This window comes from Pontibacter burrus, assembly GCF_010686685.1.
GTDB classification, from domain to species: Bacteria; Bacteroidota; Bacteroidia; order Cytophagales; family Hymenobacteraceae; genus Pontibacter; species Pontibacter burrus.
On record NZ_JAAGWD010000010.1, the window covers coordinates 27,288 to 46,141 of the forward strand.

At 46.2% G+C, this 18,854-nt stretch carries 18 protein-coding genes; 3 read left to right on the plus strand and 15 right to left on the minus strand.

The features are described 5' to 3' along the window. A complete protein-coding gene (locus GXP69_RS17450) occupies positions 1–915 on the minus strand; it encodes a M28 family peptidase (RefSeq protein WP_163916690.1) in 915 nt (304 codons plus the stop codon). A 103-nt stretch (positions 916–1,018) separates the two neighbouring features. Between GXP69_RS17450 and GXP69_RS17455 the strand changes: the two genes are divergently transcribed. Further along, positions 1,019–1,666, plus strand: a complete 648-nt coding sequence (locus tag GXP69_RS17455; RefSeq protein WP_163916691.1) for a DsbA family protein — start codon at positions 1,019–1,021, stop codon at positions 1,664–1,666. Between the two features lies 1 nt (position 1,667). Here the strand turns inward: GXP69_RS17455 and GXP69_RS17460 are convergent, their stop codons facing one another. Both GXP69_RS17460 and GXP69_RS17465 read right to left on the minus strand, forming a co-directional pair. After that, the gene (locus GXP69_RS17460; protein ID WP_163916692.1) at positions 1,668–2,054 is read right to left on the minus strand and encodes a hypothetical protein; all 387 of its coding nucleotides are present in this window, start codon (positions 2,052–2,054) and stop codon (positions 1,668–1,670) included. Positions 2,055–2,226: 172 nt separating this feature from the next. Next, on the minus strand, positions 2,227–2,472 hold the full coding sequence (locus GXP69_RS17465) for a hypothetical protein (protein WP_163916693.1): 246 nt from the start codon (positions 2,470–2,472) through the stop codon (positions 2,227–2,229). 193 nt (positions 2,473–2,665) lie between these two features. Here GXP69_RS17465 and carB point away from each other — a divergent pair, with 193 nt between their 5' ends. Continuing rightward, positions 2,666–5,479, plus strand: coding sequence for a carbamoyl-phosphate synthase large subunit (gene carB / locus GXP69_RS17470; protein WP_163916694.1), 2,814 nt, complete (start codon positions 2,666–2,668; stop codon positions 5,477–5,479). A gap of 79 nt (positions 5,480–5,558) precedes the next feature. On the opposite strand, the gene GXP69_RS17475 is transcribed toward carB, so the two are convergent. The 6 genes from GXP69_RS17475 to GXP69_RS17500 form a co-directional block, all read right to left on the minus strand. Next, complete coding sequence (locus GXP69_RS17475) at positions 5,559–6,269, minus strand: RluA family pseudouridine synthase (protein WP_163916695.1); 711 nt, start codon at positions 6,267–6,269, stop codon at positions 5,559–5,561. Positions 6,270–6,446: 177 nt separating this feature from the next. After that, positions 6,447–7,481: a sensor histidine kinase gene (locus GXP69_RS17480; RefSeq protein WP_163916696.1), complete on the minus strand. Its 1,035-nt coding sequence runs from the start codon at positions 7,479–7,481 to the stop codon at positions 6,447–6,449. Positions 7,482–7,486: 5 nt separating this feature from the next. Further along, positions 7,487–8,176 (minus strand): response regulator, encoded by a 690-nt coding sequence (locus GXP69_RS17485; protein ID WP_394367368.1) that lies wholly within the window; start codon positions 8,174–8,176, stop codon positions 7,487–7,489. A 186-nt stretch (positions 8,177–8,362) separates the two neighbouring features. Next, on the minus strand, positions 8,363–9,169 hold the full coding sequence (locus tag GXP69_RS17490; protein WP_163916698.1) for a DUF3108 domain-containing protein: 807 nt from the start codon (positions 9,167–9,169) through the stop codon (positions 8,363–8,365). Positions 9,170–9,404: 235 nt separating this feature from the next. Beyond that, on the minus strand, positions 9,405–10,454 hold the full coding sequence (recA, locus tag GXP69_RS17495; protein WP_163916699.1) for a recombinase RecA: 1,050 nt from the start codon (positions 10,452–10,454) through the stop codon (positions 9,405–9,407). A 339-nt stretch (positions 10,455–10,793) separates the two neighbouring features. Beyond that, positions 10,794–11,426: a GNAT family N-acetyltransferase gene (locus tag GXP69_RS17500; protein WP_163916700.1), complete on the minus strand. Its 633-nt coding sequence runs from the start codon at positions 11,424–11,426 to the stop codon at positions 10,794–10,796. Between the two features lie 149 nt (positions 11,427–11,575). On the opposite strand from GXP69_RS17500, the gene GXP69_RS17505 reads away from it, so the two are divergent. Continuing rightward, positions 11,576–12,439, plus strand: a complete 864-nt coding sequence (locus GXP69_RS17505) for an SDR family NAD(P)-dependent oxidoreductase (RefSeq protein WP_163916701.1) — start codon at positions 11,576–11,578, stop codon at positions 12,437–12,439. Between the two features lie 76 nt (positions 12,440–12,515). Here GXP69_RS17505 and GXP69_RS17510 read toward each other — a convergent pair whose 3' ends face one another. From GXP69_RS17510 to GXP69_RS17535, 6 genes are all read right to left on the minus strand, one after another. Continuing rightward, the gene (locus GXP69_RS17510) at positions 12,516–12,944 is read right to left on the minus strand and encodes a hypothetical protein (RefSeq protein WP_163916702.1); all 429 of its coding nucleotides are present in this window, start codon (positions 12,942–12,944) and stop codon (positions 12,516–12,518) included. A 196-nt stretch (positions 12,945–13,140) separates the two neighbouring features. Beyond that, positions 13,141–14,109 carry an AAA family ATPase gene (locus tag GXP69_RS17515; protein ID WP_163916703.1) on the minus strand — a complete coding sequence of 323 codons (969 nt, stop codon included), beginning with the start codon at positions 14,107–14,109 and terminating at the stop codon, positions 13,141–13,143. Positions 14,110–14,115: 6 nt separating this feature from the next. After that, the gene (locus tag GXP69_RS17520; protein WP_163916704.1) at positions 14,116–15,489 is read right to left on the minus strand and encodes a peptidylprolyl isomerase; all 1,374 of its coding nucleotides are present in this window, start codon (positions 15,487–15,489) and stop codon (positions 14,116–14,118) included. A gap of 151 nt (positions 15,490–15,640) precedes the next feature. Next, positions 15,641–17,947 (minus strand): peptidylprolyl isomerase, encoded by a 2,307-nt coding sequence (locus tag GXP69_RS17525; RefSeq protein WP_163916705.1) that lies wholly within the window; start codon positions 17,945–17,947, stop codon positions 15,641–15,643. Positions 17,948–18,105: 158 nt separating this feature from the next. After that, positions 18,106–18,516: an ATP-binding protein gene (locus GXP69_RS17530; protein WP_163916706.1), complete on the minus strand. Its 411-nt coding sequence runs from the start codon at positions 18,514–18,516 to the stop codon at positions 18,106–18,108. Next, positions 18,509–18,847, minus strand: a complete 339-nt coding sequence (locus GXP69_RS17535; protein ID WP_163916707.1) for an STAS domain-containing protein — start codon at positions 18,845–18,847, stop codon at positions 18,509–18,511. The genes GXP69_RS17530 and GXP69_RS17535 overlap by 8 nt, the downstream gene beginning before the upstream one ends. Between the last annotated feature and the right edge of the window lie 7 nt (positions 18,848–18,854).

Sequence of the window (18,854 nt, forward strand, 5' to 3'; positions counted from 1 at the left end):
TTATTTCAGATTCAGAACAGTAGCATAAACACCATCTACCACCTGCGCCATGCGCTGCAGGTCTAGAGTATGGATGGTATCGGTTGGCTGATGGTAATTGGCGTTGCGGTAAAAGGATGTATCAGTAATCATAAGGGCATCAAATCCGAAGTGCCAGTAATTCAGATGATCAGAGAAATCAACTCCGGTTACAAAAGCAGGCGCTCTCAACGACTTTACTGGTAACACAGCCTCATTTTTATAGTTGCGCAGAAAGCTGCGCCCGAAACTGCCGTTGCCAAAGCGCTGCACTATAGCTATATAGTTGCCACGGCTGCCATAAAAAAGCTTCATAGGGGCAACCGGGTAGCGCTGTGTTTTTTTCTCATCCTTAAAGTACCCGATCATTTCCAGCGAGATCATACCTTTTACTACCGCCTGCTCCTCTTTTAGCGATTTGGCATGAATGTAGCTGCCCATGTGTTCTGTTCTGAAGTAGGGCGGCTCTTCCAACGTATAAGCTACAAAATCGATGCGGTAGGGCAGGGTGTGGTTATTGAGCAGGCGGGCGAGTTCCAGCAAACCGGCTACACCGCTGGCATTGTCGTCGGCGCCGGGCTGGTCCTGGCAAACATCGTAATGGGCACCAATTACCAGGCGAGGCGCATCAGCCGGACCCGTTGAGAGAATCACATTACGGTACTCCGTATCTGCTACGGTATATACCTGTTCGCGCACCTGCCCCTTAAGCTGACCAAACTCCTTTGCAATGTAATGCGCCACCTGGTTCAGGGCTTCGGGGTTTTGGTGATTACGTGCCTGCGCTGTGCCGGTAATGGCTACCAGGTGCTGTTGTAGTTTTAAGGTGTCGGTTCCGGCTGCAGCAACTATAGCCAGGTTAAAAAAGCAGATCAGGAGCAAAAGGCTTGTTTTCATAGGACAAAGAGTTGAAAGCAGTTACCAATATAGTAATTTGCAGCATAGCCCCGAACATTTGGTTTATATCAGGGTTATAAAGTATTTAACAGATAGTACATTGATGAAGAAAGCAAAACTATATTATGTATATGATGCCCTGTGTGGTTGGTGCTATGGCATGAGCCCTGTTATGCAGCAGGTATATGATACGTATAAAGACACCCTTGAGCTTGAAGTGCTGAGTGGCGGTATGATACGCGGTTCAAATGTGAAGCCTATCAGCGGTATGGCCAATTATATACGCCAGGTAGCACCGCGCCTGGAGGAAACAACCGGAGTGGAATTAACGAAGGCTTACCATGAACAGATCCTGGACAAGGGTACTTATATCAGCAACTCAGAGCCACCGGCCATTGCCCTGCATATTTTAAAAGAGCAGCACCCCGATAAGCAGATCCCACTTGCCGGGGCCATCCAGAAAACGCATTTTGTAGAAGGCAACGACCTGAACGAAGTAGAAGCATACCTTCCGGTAGCTGAGCAGTTCGGGATGAGTGAAGCAGATTTCAGAAGCAGGTTTGAAGATGAGAACTATAAAGCAAAAGCGCTGAAAGAGTTTGAACAGGTGCAGGCATGGGGCATACAGGGCTTTCCGGCTGTTGTGATGCAAAAAGAAAACAAACTGTACCTGATTGCAAATGGTTATCAGCCATTCGGGCAATTATCGGCAACTATAGACAAAATCCTGAACGAAGAAGGCGAGCTATAGTTTATTCTGTGATCCAGGCATAGGCAGAAGTCAGATCCTCGAAGGCAGCCACCGGAATATGATCAGAAAGGCGCTCGTATAGTTGCTGTTGTTGCTGTTGGGTTATAATATTAAAGGCTTGCAGCACAGCTACTTTTCTGAGAGGTAATTTAGTGTAGGCTTTGGCATAAATGGTGCAGGTCCAGGTAAGGTCCTCTGTTGTTACGGGCTGTAACAGCCGCCTGTCAAGTATGATATAATGCACCTGCAGGTCGCGGGCAATCCGCATTATCTGTATAAGTGCCTGTCTGTACTGCAAGCTGCTACAGCCGCCGTACCATTGGGTTACTAGCACTTTGTTTTTGCTGTGGTGTTCTACTTGCAGGTAATCGGTCTGGAAGCATACCATAGTAGTACGGGTTAAAGGTAATATAATATTACATATAAATAATTGGTTTTAAAAGGCTTGTGAAAGAAATTTTTCTTGTAGCTGCTTGTTGTCTTTTAAAGCGTGATTTATGCAGGTAGCCCTGCCACAGGTTAACTATAGCAGGGCTACTTTTTTTAATTAGATCATACAGCTATTTGGTGTACAGGTTGTTCGCGTTGCTGCCATCCAATTCGCGGGTGTCCTCAGGGTCTTTTGCTGCTACATTGCCTGCTTCTTCCTTCCCCTCGCGTTCATTGTCCATTATATCTGTTTTCTGACCTGTTTTTATTTCCTGTTCCTCTTTTTTTACGCCTTCCAACGGTTCCGGATTTTCATCGGGCAGGCGCTTGCCTTCATCGGCATTGGTTATGATATCATCGTCTTTCGGAGTTTCCATAGTTATAATATTTAAACTGTGTTCTTATAGTTACGTAGTCTGCAACTATAGTTTACATAAACTGCACTGTCCCGTGTGTCAGCATTATTATTCCTGAAAAATGAAGCAAAACATGGGAAATGGATTTATTTGTTTTGTGAGCGCCGGCATTTTGCCTTAACTTTGGGCAATTTATACCTGCCACACTTTTACTATGCCAAAAGACACCAGTATCAAATCAGTTCTCATTATTGGTTCCGGTCCCATCGTTATCGGACAAGCCTGCGAATTTGATTATTCCGGCTCCCAGGCCGCCCGCTCTCTCAGAGAAGAAGGGATAGAAGTTACACTGATCAACTCCAATCCGGCCACCATCATGACGGACCCGGTTACAGCTGACAACGTGTATCTTAAGCCACTGGAAAAAAAGTATATCATCGAGATTCTGGAGAAGCATAAGATCGATGCAGTACTTCCAACCATGGGAGGGCAGACCGCCCTTAACCTGGCTATAGAATGCGACAAAGCCGGGATCTGGCAAAAGTACGGTGTCCGCATTATAGGTGTAGACATCAAAGCCATTGAGACAACAGAAGACCGCGAAGCTTTCAGACTTAAAATGCTGGAGCTGAATGTTAATGTCTGCAAAGGCCAAACTGCTACATCGTTCCTGGAAGGGAAAGAAATTGCCCAGGAAATTGGCTTCCCGCTTGTTATTCGTCCGTCATTTACGCTGGGCGGCTCAGGCGGCGGTTTTGTAAATACTCCTGAAGAATTTGATGCTGCTTTAACGCGCGGTCTGCACGCTTCGCCAACACACGAAGTGCTGGTAGAGCAAAGCATTTTAGGCTGGAAAGAGTACGAGCTGGAACTGCTGCGTGATAACATCGGTAACGTGATCATTATCTGTTCTATCGAGAACTTTGATCCGATGGGCGTGCATACCGGCGACTCTATTACGGTAGCACCTGCCATGACGCTGCCAGATACTGTGTACCAGAAAATGCGCGACCTGGCCATTAAAATGATGAACGGCATCGGGCAGTTTGCCGGCGGTTGTAACGTACAGTTCTCGGTTAACCCGGATGATGATACAATCATTGCCATCGAGATCAACCCGCGTGTGTCGCGCTCTTCGGCGCTGGCTTCTAAAGCAACCGGTTACCCGATCGCGAAAATTGCTGCCAAATTGGCCATTGGTTACAATCTGGATGAGCTGAAAAACGCCATCACCAAAACCACATCAGCGTACTTCGAGCCTGCCCTGGACTACGTTATCGTTAAGATCCCTCGCTGGAACTTCGATAAATTCCCGGGTGCTGACCGCAGACTTGGCCTACAGATGAAATCGGTGGGTGAAGTAATGGGTATTGGCCGTACGTTCCAGGAAGCGCTGCAGAAGGCTTGCCAGAGCTTAGAAATTAAGCGTAACGGTATTGGCGCCGACGGAAAAGAAAAAACGGACTATAACTACCTGATCGATAGTCTTCAGAACCCAAGCTGGAACCGCCTGTTCAGTATAAAAGATGCCATGCGTATCGGTATTCCGACCAGCACCATTCAGAAGCTGACCAAGATCGATCCATGGTTCCTTGCCCAGATAGAAGAGCTGGACATGATGGAGAAGGAGATTGAGAAGTATAGCCTGTCCAGTATTCCGGCCGACCTGCTGCGCGATGCCAAAGTGAAAGGCTATGCTGACCGCCAGATTGCGCACCTGCTGCGTTGCAAGGAAAGTGAAGTACATGCACTACGCACAAAACTGGGTATAACCCGCGTGTACAAAATGGTGGATACCTGCGCTGCCGAGTTTGAAGCCAAAACACCGTACTTCTATAGTACTTTCGAAGGTGAGAACGAAAGCATCGTTACAGATAAAAAGAAAGTAGTAGTACTGGGCTCAGGACCAAACCGTATTGGTCAGGGCATTGAGTTCGACTATAGTTGTGTGCATGGTGTGCTGGCTGCCAAAGAGTGCGGCTACGAAACCATCATGATTAACTGCAACCCTGAGACAGTAAGTACAGACTTCGATATTTCGGATAAACTATACTTTGAGCCTGTATTCTGGGAGCACATCTACGACATCATTCTGCACGAGAAACCGGAAGGTGTTATCGTGCAGCTGGGTGGACAGACGGCGCTTAAGCTTGCCGAGAAACTGGACCGTTACGGCATAAAAGTAATGGGTACCAGCTACAAGGCACTTGACCTGGCTGAAGACCGCGGCTCGTTCTCTTCAATGCTGCGCGACCTGAACATTCCTTACCCGCCATTTGCTGTAATTGAAACGGCTGAAGAGGCGCTGGAAATGTGCAAGCAACTGAGATTCCCGCTGCTGGTGCGTCCAAGCTACGTGTTAGGTGGTCAGAACATGAAGATCGTGATCAACGAGAAAGAGCTCGAAGCCCACGTAATCGACCTGCTGAAAGACCATCCGGGCAATAAAGTACTGTTAGACCATTTCCTTGATAAAGCCATAGAAGCAGAAGCGGATGCGATCTGCGACGGCGAAGACGTTTATATCTGCGGTATTATGGAACACATTGAGCCGGCCGGTATCCACTCCGGTGACTCGTATGCCGTGTTGCCTCCATTTGATCTGAGCGAGAACGTGATGCAACAGATAGAAGAGCACACTAAGAAAATTGCTGTGGCGCTTGGTACGGTTGGCGTGATCAACATCCAGTTTGCGATTAAGGATGAGGTCGTTTACATCATCGAAGCTAACCCACGTGCGTCGCGTACTTTCCCATTCATTGCCAAAGCATACCGTGAGCCGTACATCAACTACGCTACCAAGATCATGCTGGGCCACGCAAAGGTGAAGGACTTCAACTTTAACCCGCACCGCGAGGGCTATGCTATTAAAGTACCGGTATTCTCTTACAGCAAGTTCCCTGAAGTAAACAAGGAGCTGGGTCCTGAAATGAAATCTACTGGCGAAGCAATCTACTTTATAGATGACCTGCAGGATGATTACTTCACTAAAGTTTACGCAGAGCGAAACCTGTACCTGAGTAAATAAACTATAGTCAGAACTATAGCCAAATAAAAAAACCACCTGTTTTAACTAAAACAGGTGGTTTTTCTTTTATAATCTTTCCCTAGTAAGCCCGGAGCTGCTTTATTAATACAGCAAAATCTTTCGGGTAAGGGGCTTCTACTTTTATCAGTTCCTCGTTTGGCAGCCTGAACCCTATAGTATGCGAGTGCAATGCAAAGCGCTTGATAAGAGGCTGTTCTTCGGTAAGTTTTTTCAGGTTAAAGCCACGCTTCAGGCTGCTCAGGTACAACTGTTCGCCACCGTATAGTTCGTCGCCAACTATAGGTGCCTTGAGCGATGCCAGGTGTACGCGTATCTGGTGCAGACGGCCGGTTACAGGCATACACTCCACCAGCGTATGGCGGCTATAGTTTTCTAGTGTGGTAAAGTACGTTTCTGCTGGTTTACCTTGTGATGAAAGCTTGGCTACTCCCTTGGCATTGGTGAGTATTGCTTTGTTTACAAGCTGATCCTCGAACTTATGATTCCCCCAGGCTACAGCATGATATACCTTGTACACTTCCCTGTGCTCGAACTGCATGGCCAGGTTACGGTAAGCGGCCGGGTTCTTCGCAAACACCAGGCAGCCGGAGGTATCCTTGTCCAGGCGGTGGCAGGCCTGCAGATCCGGGTTATACTGGCGCGCAATCTTCAGCAGGTTTGTTGCGTTTGGAGTCCTGTCCTCCAGTGTGGCCAGAAACGGGGGTTTGTTAACTATAATATAGTCTTCGTTCTCGAATATGATCAGGTCTTTAAAAACCGGGTACTTCATGTGTATCTATGGTTGTTAGGCACAGCTATACTTTACTGCCGTGCATCCTGCAAAGATACGGATTTTGATTGTTGGATTGTTGAATTGCTAAATTGTTGCGTTTGGTCTGGCAGTAAATCTATGCAGCTATAGTTTGTTGAGTTCATAAAATAACAACCAACAATTAACAACCAGCAACTACTTGGCTTTTGGAAGCTTAAAACGGAGCGTGGAGCCTTTGCCCACCGTGCTGGTAATGGCTATAAACGAACGGTGCGCTTCCACGATATGCTTTGAGATAGAAAGACCAAGGCCAGATCCACCTTCGGAGCGTGCGCGGCTTTTATCGATGCGGTAGAAGCGTTCGAATACACGGTTAATGTGTTCTTCTGCTATGCCCATGCCATCGTCTTTCACGGTAACAGTATATTTCTTACGGCCCTCGTTAAACGACACCCAGATATTTCCGCCGTCGCGACCATACTTAATGGCATTATCAATCAGGTTAATGAACACTTGCCGGATGCGGGTAGCGTCGGCAAAAAGATTTATCTCTTCTCCTGGCTGTACATCCAGGTGGAGTTTAATGTCACGTGACGCCGCGCGTAGTTCAAATTGCTCAAACACTTCGCGTACTACTGGCACTGCATCAAAGTTATGCTTACGTAGTTCTATAACACCTTTCTCTAGCTGCGATATGCTGATCAGGTCCTGCACCAGCGTGTCCAGTCCATCCAGGCTGTTAGCTGCTTTCTGCAGAAACTTGTCCCGCACTGTCGGGTCATCCACGGCGCCATCCAGTAAAGTGTGAATAAAACCTTGTGCAGCAAATACCGGTGTTTTAAGCTCATGCGATACATCTGCCAGAAATTCACTGCGCATAGCCTGCAGGCGCTTCAGTTCGTCGATCTCCAGCTGTTTTTTGGCAGCTATTTCGTAAATCTCGTTCTTGATCTTTAGCAAAGGGTCGCTGGTAAAGAAAGACCGGCCTTCTGCTTTCTTGTTATCCTGTCGTTTCAGGCGCTCCAGGGTAGAGTACACGTTTTTTATCTCGCGCAATACCAGGGCTTCATATGAGAAATAGATCAACAGGAAACAGCTTAGGAATACCGCTACCAATGCTACTTTCAATCCTTCAGAAGAAAAGTAAGTAGCTAATGCAAGAAAGGCAGTAAGCACAAGGGCTACTGCCAGCGAAATAACTATAGCAAGCGAACGCGAATTTAGATTCATGTGGCTTAGTCGGTGTTAAACTTGTAACCCACACCTTTAATTGTCCGGATATGGTCTTCGCCAACCTTCTCACGCACTTTCCGGATGTGTACGTCTACTGTTCTCGGTATCACATACACATCGCTTCCCCAAATGCTGTTCAGGAGCTCATCGCGGGTAAATACTTTATTGGGTGTAGCGGCTAGAAAGGCTAGCAGTTCAAATTCTTTTTTCGGTAGCGTGATTTTTTTATCGCCTTTGTATACGGCAAAGCTTGTACGGTCTATTCTAAGGCCAGCTATATTAATTACCTGTTCCTGCTCTTCCTGCTGGGCCTCGCGGCGCGCTAGGGCTGCCAGGCGGCTTAATAGAGCGCGTGGTTTAATGGGTTTGGTTATAAAGTCGTCGGCGCCGGCATCAAAAGCAGCTACTTCCGAAAATTCTTCTGATCGAGCAGTTAGGAAAATAATGTGTGTTTGTCTGAATTCAGGCATTTCTCGCAGCTGGCGGCATGCAGCAATGCCATCCAGTACCGGCATCATCACATCCATCAGTATCACGTCTGGCTTAAAGGTTTGAGCAGTTTCTATTGCCTTCTGACCATTGTTTGCTTCAGCTACTTCGTAGCCTTCACGTGTCAGGTTATAGTGCAGTAGTTCTACAATGTTGGGCTCATCGTCTACTATCAATATCCTATAGTTTGATCCGGTTTGCACGATTGTTTGCTTTGGGTTGACAGATAACTTTAAAAGTATAGCCTGCCTCATTTGCGCGCTATGCTTGTAAAGTTAACTATGATTTACACAAACTGTTCTGTTACAGGTGAATGTTAATATTTTCTTAACACCATGGATATGCCTTAAAAGCAAAAAAGCCAGCTTTAGGCTGGCTTTAGAGTTTGTTTATTTAAGAGCTACTAATTTATGCTTCAGCCCATTATATTCATAAAGATCTACTTTAATAGCTCCTACAAACATGCGGGCTTCTATTAATACCGGGATCTTGTTATTGTCATTAGAGAGGTACACTGTAATGGCATCTTCGCCTTTAAACAAATCGTTTTTCGGCATCTTTGGCACCAGCTTAATAGCCTTAAATTTACCAGCCTTCGTATTTACTGTTTCGCGCCCTTTATAAATAACCTCCATGTCAAAGTTTTCTTCATCAAAGAATCCTTTAATAGTGAATTTTTCACCTTTGCGCATATTATCAAAGTCGAGGGTACGCAGGTAGTAGAAACCGCTCACAATATCCTGCACATCATCAGATATTTTATGCGTGCTGTGTTTTTCAGGTTCTTTCTTGCGCTTTTTCTTTACGGCAGCCGTGTTGGTGTAGTGGTTAAAGTCTACAGTCTCTTTCTTGCGGTAACTGCCCTCTTCAATGTTTCTGTGGAAGCGTTGTGGTACCAATGCAGCTGTATCTATATACGATTGCCAGGTATCACGCACTTTTATAAAAAGGTCGAAAGAGTTTGAAGTTCTGCCATACACGGTTGCCTTGTACGTTGGGCGTCCGTTTACTGTATGCAGCTGATCTGATACATCTATAGTTGCTTCTGCAGCGGTTATCAGGCCATAGTGCACCTTATACTTCAGAACTTCGCCTGTTGAAAAACTTTCGTTCCGTACCGTTCTTAATCTGTCCTTCATAGCAAAGGCAGAGAGTACGATCATTAAAAGGAGAAAAGCTGGGACAATCTTCTTCATTTTTATCTTCATAAGGGTCTGCATCAATAGTCTTTCATTCAACTATCATACCAACTGGTTTCATTTAGCGCTTTGTCAGGATACAAGGCTTTTATTGCTGCTGTCCTTCAAGAGTTTATACTATACAATATAATACAAGTTATTACTACATGCATAAATTTCTACTGTTAGTATAAATAAAAAAGGTGCTATACCTATAGCACCTTTTTTGTCATTTTAGTTCAGGAAATAGTGTTCACTCACCAGTATCTCCTGATTTATCTTCCATTACTTCAGCTACTTTCTCAGGTTCACCTTTAACTATAGCTCTGATCTTTTGCTCGATCTCATCCATCAGTTCCGGGTTATCAAGCAGGATCTGCTTCACGCCATCGCGGCCCTGGCCAAGCTTGTTGCCATCGTAAGAGAACCAAGAACCTGATTTCTGTACGATGTTCAGTTCTACACCTAGGTCAAGGATCTCACCAACTTTAGAGATACCCTCGCCATACATAATATCGAATTCAACAACTTTGAACGGAGGCGCTACTTTGTTTTTCACAACCTTCACGCGGGTACGGTTACCGGTAATGTTATCAGCACCTTCCTTAATCTGGCCAATACGACGGATATCCAGACGTACCGAAGCGTAGAATTTAAGGGCGTTACCACCGGTTGTTGTCTCAGGGTTACCGAACATCACACCAATTTTCTCACGAAGCTGGTTGATGAAGATACAGCAGCAGCCTGTTTTGTTGATCGTACCTGTTAATTTACGAAGTGCCTGAGACATTAAACGTGCCTGCAGACCCATTTTGCTGTCACCCATGTCGCCTTCCAGTTCGCCTTTTGGTACAAGGGCGGCAACCGAGTCAATTACGATGATATCGATAGCGCCTGAACGGATCAGGTGGTCAGCGATCTCAAGTGCCTGCTCACCGTTATCCGGCTGAGAGATAAGTAAGTTCTCTGTATCGATACCTAGTTTTTCGGCATATACTTTATCAAAAGCGTGCTCTGCGTCAATAAATGCTGCCAGTCCACCAGCTTTCTGAGCTTCGGCAATAGCGTGCATAGTAAGCGTGGTTTTACCAGAAGATTCAGGACCGTAGATCTCAATAACACGGCCACGTGGCAAACCGCCAATACCCAAAGCTATGTCCAACCCAAGAGACCCTGTAGAGATAGCAGGAATGTCTTCTACTTTGTTGTCGCTAAGCTTCATTACAGTGCCTTTACCGTAAGTCTTGTCGAGCTTGTCGATGGTTAGCTGCAGGGCTTTAAGTTTTTCGTTGCTTACACTCATGTGTTCTTTCTTATTTAGCTTAATTTGTTTGTGAAATTACAACATTCAGATCCAATATGCAAAAAAGTTGACCTATATTTTGCTAATTATTTTAGCTGATTACTGTTGTCTATCCTTAACATCTGCTGCACCTGTTTTGTGCCATTCTGCGCGCATTTTTTCAGGTTGTTTTCAACGGTTATCTTGTCTTACTTCTTTGAACTATAGTTGCTTATCAAACTATAGGTGTTGCGGTTAAAGCCGATAAAAAATAATGTAAAGAAGTTGATGTGCTAAAAATATTAGGATTAATCTGGCGATCAGCTTAACTAATAACTCCTTTCTGAAACTAACCATTTGTCAGGCCAATGTAACAGGGTTTTCAGATTCATGCTGCCGCCGTTGCTCCTCATAATCCGGACGCGTCATACCAAAATAAGTCAGATCGTGTAGTTCATTAGAGTCTGTTCCCCTGAAGTCGCTCCTTAACGTGCCTTCTTCTTTAAAACCGTTTTCTTCGGCAAGTTCTCCATAAAATTTATTCCTTGCCGTGCACCGGATGTACACTTTATTTAGCTGCAGGGTGTCAAAAGCAAACTCCAGAATGCAATGCAAAGCTTCCTGCACTAACGCACGGGTTTTGGGCCAGCCTGAAAAATATAAGCCAATCTCTGCTTTGGGTATTTTATGATCCAAGTTCTGTAGGGCAATATCGCCGACATAGCTGTTATCTGCTTTGGTCCACACACCAAAGTCGAATGTTTTGCGGTTATCCCAGTCGGTTCGGAGTTGCTGCATTTGCAGACGAACATCTTCCAGCGCCTTTATTCTTGCTAACCGGCCGCTGAATGCTGGGTTCAATGCATCGGAGTTCTCCTGCAATACGCGCATAAAGTCTCCTTCATCTCCTTCCTGGTATGGGCGAAGTATCAGTTTGTTTGTTTCCAGTCTTTCGGCCAGGGAGTCTGGCAAAATACTATATAGTGAGCTCATGTATGCGATTACTAGTAATGATAATGTAATGTGTTTCTTCTTACGCTTTACGACCGAATTAGTATGGTATTTCCGGAAGTATAAATACAAACAAGACTTTAGCCAGAACGTTATTACATAGCATGTTCTATTATCTAAACTATAAAACTATGGGAGACAGACTTAAAGGTAAAGTTGCAATTGTAACAGGTGGCGGCACCGGTATAGGGGAGGCCATCTGCAAGAAATTTGCCCGCGAGGGGGCCAGCGTAGTAGTAGCAGGATTTCCGGAAGACCCTGTTGAGGACGTGGCGAAAGAAATACAGCAGGAAGGGGGCACTGCACTTCCTTTTACAGCCGATCTATCTACTGAAGCTAACGCCAGGCGCTGCGTCGAAACTGCCGTGAGCCAGTATGGCAAGCTGGATATCCTGATCAACAATGCCGGTGTTTTTCCGGAGGTGAATATGCTGCAGGACTACTCCGAGGAAGCTTTTGATTACATGATCAAGAACAACGTAAGATCTGCTTTTGTAATGAGCAAGGCCGCGCTTCCTGAGCTACATAAAACGAAGGGTAATATTGTTTCGGCAGGATCTGAAGCAGGTGTTTTAGGTATAGCCCAGAACACGCCGTATGGTGGCACCAAAGCTTTTATTCATGCTTTTATGAAAGGGCTTGCTGTGGAGCAGGCGCAGTTTGGCGTACGTTGTAATATAGTTGGCCCCGGGCCTATAGATACCGCCTGGACTCACGAAAGCACTGGACCGATGGATAGCAAAATGGTGAAGATGATGAAAGATGCTACACCAATGGGAAGACGTGGTACGCCCGAAGAAGTTGCCAATGTATACCTGTTCCTGGCATCAGATGAGGCCAGTTATGTTACCGGAGCTTTGTATATGGTGGATGGAGGCATAACTATAGCTAAAGGGGGAGTAGGCAGCCAGGCTGATTCGGAGATGAAGAAGGAGCCGCAAGGAGAACTGGATCTGGAGCACTCCAAAGAAGGCCACACTTCTATCCGGAAGTAAACTATAGACGAACTATAAAACAAAGGCCGGTAACTATAGCATTACCGGCCTTTTATATTTTAAACTATAGTTTGAGCTATTGATTCAGGAAAGGGTAGTTGTGCTGCTTCGGGCTGCCCAGGTTTTGCTGCACCATCATTACCTCCAGGGTGTGTGCTGTTTCTTTAAAGAACTCCAGCCTTCTGTACAGCATTTCTTTCTGCAGTATTACCCCGGTAGCTGTTTTCATGTAGGCTTTTTTATCTTCCAGCACGCGGTGCATTACATCGTTCACAGCTTCTTCGTTTTGCAGGTACCACTGCTCAAAATCGAAGATACGGGCAGCGCCTGTAGTTGGCGAAGTAAAGTTAACCCCGTAAATACGCAGGATGTCGCTCATCAGGTCTATTTCCAACGGAATAGATGTATTGTAAGGCATTGTACGCACTTCAAGCCTGCTGTTAAGCGCGTTAACTATAGTTGCCAGGTTTTCTTTAAAGCGAAAGTATAAAGCAGCCGCCTCCATAGGTATATGATAAGTAAGTGTAAGTCTGCCGCAAAATTACACGAATTTGTCGAATGGCTAAATTGTTAAATGGTTTAATTGTTATTTGGCTGATTCAGGATTGGCAGGTCAGCGAATAACTATAGCAAAATGAACTATGGTTTGGAGTCCAATAAGGTGCCCATTCAACAAGTTAACAATACAGCAATTAAACAATTTAAAGCAGCTCTTTGATGATCTTTTCTTCTGTAATGCCTTCGGCTTCGGCTTTGAAGTTGCGCACAATACGGTGACGCAGGATTGGTAAGGCAACAGCCTGTACGTCTTCAATATCAGGGCTGTATTTACCATTCAGGATGGCGTTGCACTTGGCCCCAACTATAAGATGCTGTGAGGCACGCGGACCAGCTCCCCACTCGAGGTACTTATCTGCTTCTCTGGAAGCCATAGGCGAGCCAGGACGCGTTTTGTGCACCAGTTGCACGGCATATTCCACTACATTATCAACTACCGGCACACGGCGCACCAGTTGCTGAAAAGCCAGTATATCGTCGGCGTGCAGGAGTTTGTTGAGTTGTTGGGTAAAAGCGCCGGTGGTATTTTTTACAATCTGCAACTCAGCTTCGTAGCTTGGGTAGCCTAAGGTAATGTTAAACATGAAGCGGTCGAGCTGGGCTTCGGGCAGAGGATAGGTTCCTTCCTGTTCTATCGGGTTTTGGGTGGCCAGTACAAAGAAAGGCTCCGGTAGTTTATAGCGTTTGCCGGCTACCGTTACGGCGTGCTCCTGCATAGCCTCAAGCAGGGCGGCCTGCGTCTTTGGCGGCGTACGGTTAATCTCATCGGCCAGCACAATGTTGGCAAATACCGGCCCTGTAATAAATTTGAAGTTACGGTCCTTGTCCAGCGTTTCGGCACCCACTATATCCGATGGCATCAGATCCGGAGTGAACTGCACCCTGCTGAACGACATATCAAGCGCAGAGGCTATAGTTTGGATAAGGAGGGTTTTGGCAAGTCCGGGTACGCCCACCAGCAAACAGTGCCCCTGACAAAAAACCGCCGTTAGTACTAATCTTACCACTTCGTCCTGCCCCACAATCACTTTTGAGATCTCGCTCGTCAGGTTGCGGTAGGCGTGGTGTAGCGCGTCGGCTGCTTCTTTGTCAGAGGTGTACTGTTGTACCATATGGTTTTATTGCGTGAGTTGTAGTGCTTTACAATCCTGGTATTCGGGATCTATCTCGATGTAAACTGTATCGATGTTCTTCCTGAACCACTCGTCTACGGCTCTGCTCTTCTTATCGTTGAGTGCGGCTGCCGCAATTTTCGGATAATCGTCCTTCAGGTTAGCCTGGTGTGGTGTAGACTTGCTGATAAGCTTCACGATGCGCACTGCTTCACGGCCATCTTCAGTACGGTACTGAATCGGTTTAGAAATCTCGCCTACCTCCATGGTATCGATCACGAAGAAGATAGAAGGATCAACCTGGTCCATCGGGATATAGGTAGTACCGGCGCGGCTGCTGATAGAGCCTCCGTTATCTTTGGTATTAAAGTCGTCTGAAAAATCTTTGGCAGCTTTGGCGAACGAAATACTGTCATTAACAATAAGGTTTCGTACGCTGTCCAACTCAGCTATAGCTTCCTGAATATTAACAGTAGCAGTAGCAGGCTTAATCAGGATGTGGCGCGAGTTGTATTCCTGGCCTTTACGCTCGATCAGCTGAATCAGGTGGAAACCGAACTGCGACTCTACCACATTGGAAATGCCACCTGGCTCCAGTCGCATAGCAGCTGCTTCGTATTCAGGTACCAGTTCTTTTCTTTTAAAGAAGCCCAGCTCACCACCTGCCGCAGCCGATGCTACGTCCTGAGAATATTGTTTTGCCAGCGTTGCAAAATCTTCACCGGCAAGTATGCGCTTACGTATATCTTCCAGTTGCTGGCGGGCTTCCTGTTTCTGTTGCTTGCTTACTTCGGCATAGTTCACGATCTGGGCAAGCTCTACTTCGCTTGAGAAGTAAGGCAAGCTATCCTGCGGAATACGGCTAAAATAGGCTGCTACTTCTTTTGGTGTAACACGCACTTTACCGGAAATCTGCTCCTGCATCTTCTGCATCACCAACTGGTCTTTAATCGTTTTGCGAAGTTCTTCTTTCAGCTGACGGATGCTTTTGTTATAGTATTGCTCCAGTCGCTCAACGCCACCTACCTGCGCCGACAGGTAATCCACACGGCGGTTCAGTTCACCTGTAATGCGGTCGTCTTCAACCGTAACAGAGTCAATTTCAGCACGGGCAAGCAATAGTTTGTCCTGCACCAGCGATTTGAATATTTCGCACTTCAGGTCTTCGCTCGGCTGCTGTTTGGTCTGGGCCAGGTACTGCAGGTAGCTGAATTCAAGGTCTGACCGGAGCACGATCTGGTTATCTACTTTAGCGATGATACCATCTACCAGACGATTTACAGGAGCTTGTGCCTGCGCCTGGAAGGCCGACACTATACTAAGTATAATGGCTGCCGCCACGTAAATGAAACGGTTTGGTTGTATAGGTTGGTTGTGCATAATTTTGTTATTGCGCTATAAATCAGCGCTATACTTGCTTTTTTGTTGGGAGCACCAGCAGGCTGCCGGTAAGCTTGTAAGCTGCAATCTCCAAAGAAATTCTTAGCAAAAAAAGCTCCACCTTAAAAGTGCAGCTTTTTTGCCAGGCATTTTATTTTAGAAGTTTTTCAACTTCTGATGTATTTATACTTACAGGATATTTCTCGCGAAGCTCTTTCACCCATTGCTCTTCCAGGTAATTCTGGTAGTCTGATATCGCAATGCCGCGCACTTCGTTTAGCTGCTTATAACCCGGAGCCAGCACATCGTTGATGATAACCAGGTATTCACGGCCGTTCAGTTGTGTTGTATGCGTGCCTTTTTCCCACTTCACAGCATCTACCGCTTTGTTCTCACCTTTCTGAAACTTCTTCTCAGCAATCTGCACACCCAGCGGGTTGCCAGTGTTCAGGTTATCTGCCAGCGTGCTCAGTTCTGAAGAGTATAACGTGAAAGATGCTCTGCGATTGCGTCGGCGACCGGTTTCGGTATTATCAGGGCCAGCCTGTTTTGATTTGCCCAGGGTATTTATAGTTAGCTGTGCTGCCGGTACGCCTTTTTCCTGCAGGTATGCTGCTACTGCCTGAGCTCTTTTCTGAGCAAGATCTTTAGCTGCTGCATCTTCGCGGGCATCCGCGTGGCCGTTTACATCCAGGCTGGCGTTCGTAAACTCTGTTAGGAGTTCTGCGAGTTCATTTAGCTGGGCCATACCATCTCTGGTTAGCGTGGCTTTGCCATTCTCAAACAGCACATCTGGTATTCTGGCAGTTGTTACAGGGTAACGACGTTTGCGTAACTGCTCTTGTGCAGCTTTTAGTAGTTCTTTGTTAGCTGCACTGATAACTATAGCATCAACACGTTCGCCCCACTTGTATTTTTCTTTGTTGGCTTCAAAATAAGCTTTCAGGCCAACTGTATCTTCTACAGCCTTAGACCATACTTTCTCATCCATCAACTGGAACAACAGAATGCCATCATGATACTCGCGTACCAGCATACGGTAATCAAGGTGCTTATTTTCCAGGTTTGCGCGCTCGAACTCCAGCAGGCTTTTGTTTACAAAGTTGTCATAAAGCACTGTAATGGCATGTTCGGCGTTACCACCGGTGCGTGGTCGCTGGTTTTCCTTTGCGAAACTATAGAAATCGGCTATAGTGTATGGTTTGCCCTGTATGGTAAACAGTGTTGTCTTCAGCGCTTTGTCATTTTCATCATATTTCCAGGTACCCTGCATAAGGTCGTCTGTTGCTTTGCTGAATGCTGTGGTTTTGGCGGCAGGTACTTCCGTGAAATTATTCTCTTGGCGAATGCGCTTCAGGAACACAGACTTGTTTAGCTCAGAGCGGGAGTCTTTGGCTACTTTGTTACGCAGGTTTTGCTCCAGGTCTTCGTAAGGAGGCAGGCCACGTTTACCGATCAGTTTTATAATGTGCCAGCCATATGGCGTAAGTACCGGTTTTGCCACTTCGCCCTCTTTCTGCAGGTTAAAAGCAGCTTCCTCAAAGCTTGGGATCATGCGGCCGGTACCAAACCACGGCAGTTCGCCACCTGATCTGGCAGTATTATCGTCTTCCGAAAATTCGGCAGCAAGTTTATTCCAGTCTTCGTTGCGCTGTACACGTCTGTAAATAGCATCCACGCGCTGTTTGGCAGCAATGGAGTCGGCTTTTGGCATATCCGGGGTGGCACGCACCATAATATGAGCAACCTGCACTTCGCCACGGGCCATACGCTTATCGTGTACCTTTATCAGGTGGTAACCAAAGCGGGTACGCACCGGCATCGACAGTTGTCCTGGTGTAGTTTTGTAAGCTGCATTCTCAAACGGATACACCATCTGCATGGCTGTAAAATAGCCTAAGTTACCGCCATTATCGGCTGCAGAAGGGTCTTGCGAAAATTCACGGGCAAGTTTGGCGAAGTCTTCACCGGCTTCGGCACGTTTGCGCAACTCCATTACACGGTTATAGGCCGCCAGTGTGTCCTGCGGAGCTGCATCCGGAGCAATCGTGATCAGGATATGCGAGGCGTTCACTTCCTGCTTCAGGCGCTCATAAGCTTCCCTTACTAACTGGTCTGTAACGCTGTTTTCAGTCAGGTAGGGCAGGGCCAGTTGATCTTTGTAGCCTTCCAACTCACGTTTAAAAGCGGTGGTAGTGTCCAGTCCACGGCTTTCAGCTTCCATTACTTTAAGCTTAAAGTTGGTGTACAACTGCAGGTAATCCGCAATATTCTCACGGGAATAGGCATCTTCATTGCCCCCGTTATTTTTTTCATACACATATTTAAACTCAGAAGTAGAGATAGGCTGGTTGCCAAGTGTGGCGATAGCGGGCTCTTTGCTGTTATTGTTTTTGGATGCCGAGCATCCGGCCAGCGCCAGGGCGGCTACCGCAACAAGTAAGTGGTTGCTGCGCATAGGTAGATTAAACAAAACTCGTTTCGCTGATAAGGATCAGATTATGCAATTTTAGTCAAATTTTCTGACAGATAGTCAAAAAACATCACTATAATCCTACTGTATGGGTTTTTGTTCCGGATAACGGAAAAAGTGCGCTAAAAGTGTGTGTTGCCTTGCTATTTGATTTTTTTGTAGAGCAGGCAGGCATTAGAACCGTTCTGGGTGGTAAACTCTACTTTATCCATGATACGTTTTACGAGCGCAATACCAACGCCGCCTTTCTTCCCGATACGGATATGCTCCGTTATATCGGGGTCTTTGTAATCAGTACTCTTAAAGGCAAGGCCATTGTCTTTAATCTCAAACTGAACAGCATTTTTAGGCGAGGTAATGGTAAGGTCAATAAATTTGGTCGGGTCTTCGTGGTTGGCGTGTATAATGAGATTAGCGCATATCTCATCCACGGCCAATACAATCTGGTTCATCAGCACATCAGAGAGCGAAAGCTGCTCCAGATATTGCATAACGAAGCCCCGTATTTGCTTAAGGTTCTTTTTAGTACAGTTTACCCGTATGTGATTATTCATCAGCAATGGTAATGGCTTCCTCGTAATTTGTTACGATGGTCATCAGGAGGTCCAGGCCAAGTATTTCGAAAACGTTGCGTACTTTGTCCTGCATGTTAAAGAAGATGAGCTTTATCTGAGCATCCTCGAAGCGCTGCAGGTGCGAAATAAACACGCCCAGACCGGCAGAAGAAATATAGTTAAGGTTCCTGCAGTCAACAAGTATTTTGCTATACTTCATGATCTCAGGGGCTGATAGCTCTTCGTCCAGTATTACAGATGAGCTTGCGTCGAGTTCACCATCCAGGGTCATGATGATGGTAGAATCTTTAATGTCTTGTGTTATTTTCATCGGCTAC

Excerpts from the sequence above, each read along its gene's own strand:
- GXP69_RS17455 (WP_163916691.1), top strand. The coding sequence starts at position 1,019 with ATGAAGAAAGCAAAACTATATTATGTATATGATGCCCTGTGTGGTTGG.
- carB (WP_163916694.1), top strand. The coding sequence starts at position 2,666 with ATGCCAAAAGACACCAGTATCAAATCAGTTCTCATTATTGGTTCCGGT.
- GXP69_RS17475 (WP_163916695.1), bottom strand. The coding sequence starts at position 6,269 with ATGAAGTACCCGGTTTTTAAAGACCTGATCATATTCGAGAACGAAGAC.
- GXP69_RS17520 (WP_163916704.1), bottom strand. The coding sequence starts at position 15,489 with ATGCACAACCAACCTATACAACCAAACCGTTTCATTTACGTGGCGGCA.
- GXP69_RS17515 (WP_163916703.1), bottom strand. The coding sequence starts at position 14,109 with ATGGTACAACAGTACACCTCTGACAAAGAAGCAGCCGACGCGCTACAC.
- GXP69_RS17490 (WP_163916698.1), bottom strand. The coding sequence starts at position 9,169 with ATGAAGAAGATTGTCCCAGCTTTTCTCCTTTTAATGATCGTACTCTCT.
- GXP69_RS17510 (WP_163916702.1), bottom strand. The coding sequence starts at position 12,944 with ATGGAGGCGGCTGCTTTATACTTTCGCTTTAAAGAAAACCTGGCAACT.
- GXP69_RS17450 (WP_163916690.1), bottom strand. The coding sequence starts at position 915 with ATGAAAACAAGCCTTTTGCTCCTGATCTGCTTTTTTAACCTGGCTATA.
- GXP69_RS17530 (WP_163916706.1), bottom strand. The coding sequence starts at position 18,516 with ATGAATAATCACATACGGGTAAACTGTACTAAAAAGAACCTTAAGCAA.
- GXP69_RS17460 (WP_163916692.1), bottom strand. The coding sequence starts at position 2,054 with ATGGTATGCTTCCAGACCGATTACCTGCAAGTAGAACACCACAGCAAA.
- recA (WP_163916699.1), bottom strand. The coding sequence starts at position 10,454 with ATGAGTGTAAGCAACGAAAAACTTAAAGCCCTGCAGCTAACCATCGAC.
- GXP69_RS17500 (WP_163916700.1), bottom strand. The coding sequence starts at position 11,426 with ATGAGCTCACTATATAGTATTTTGCCAGACTCCCTGGCCGAAAGACTG.
- GXP69_RS17535 (WP_163916707.1), bottom strand. The coding sequence starts at position 18,847 with ATGAAAATAACACAAGACATTAAAGATTCTACCATCATCATGACCCTG.
- GXP69_RS17480 (WP_163916696.1), bottom strand. The coding sequence starts at position 7,481 with ATGAATCTAAATTCGCGTTCGCTTGCTATAGTTATTTCGCTGGCAGTA.
- GXP69_RS17505 (WP_163916701.1), top strand. The coding sequence starts at position 11,576 with ATGGGAGACAGACTTAAAGGTAAAGTTGCAATTGTAACAGGTGGCGGC.
- GXP69_RS17465 (WP_163916693.1), bottom strand. The coding sequence starts at position 2,472 with ATGGAAACTCCGAAAGACGATGATATCATAACCAATGCCGATGAAGGC.
- GXP69_RS17525 (WP_163916705.1), bottom strand. The coding sequence starts at position 17,947 with ATGCGCAGCAACCACTTACTTGTTGCGGTAGCCGCCCTGGCGCTGGCC.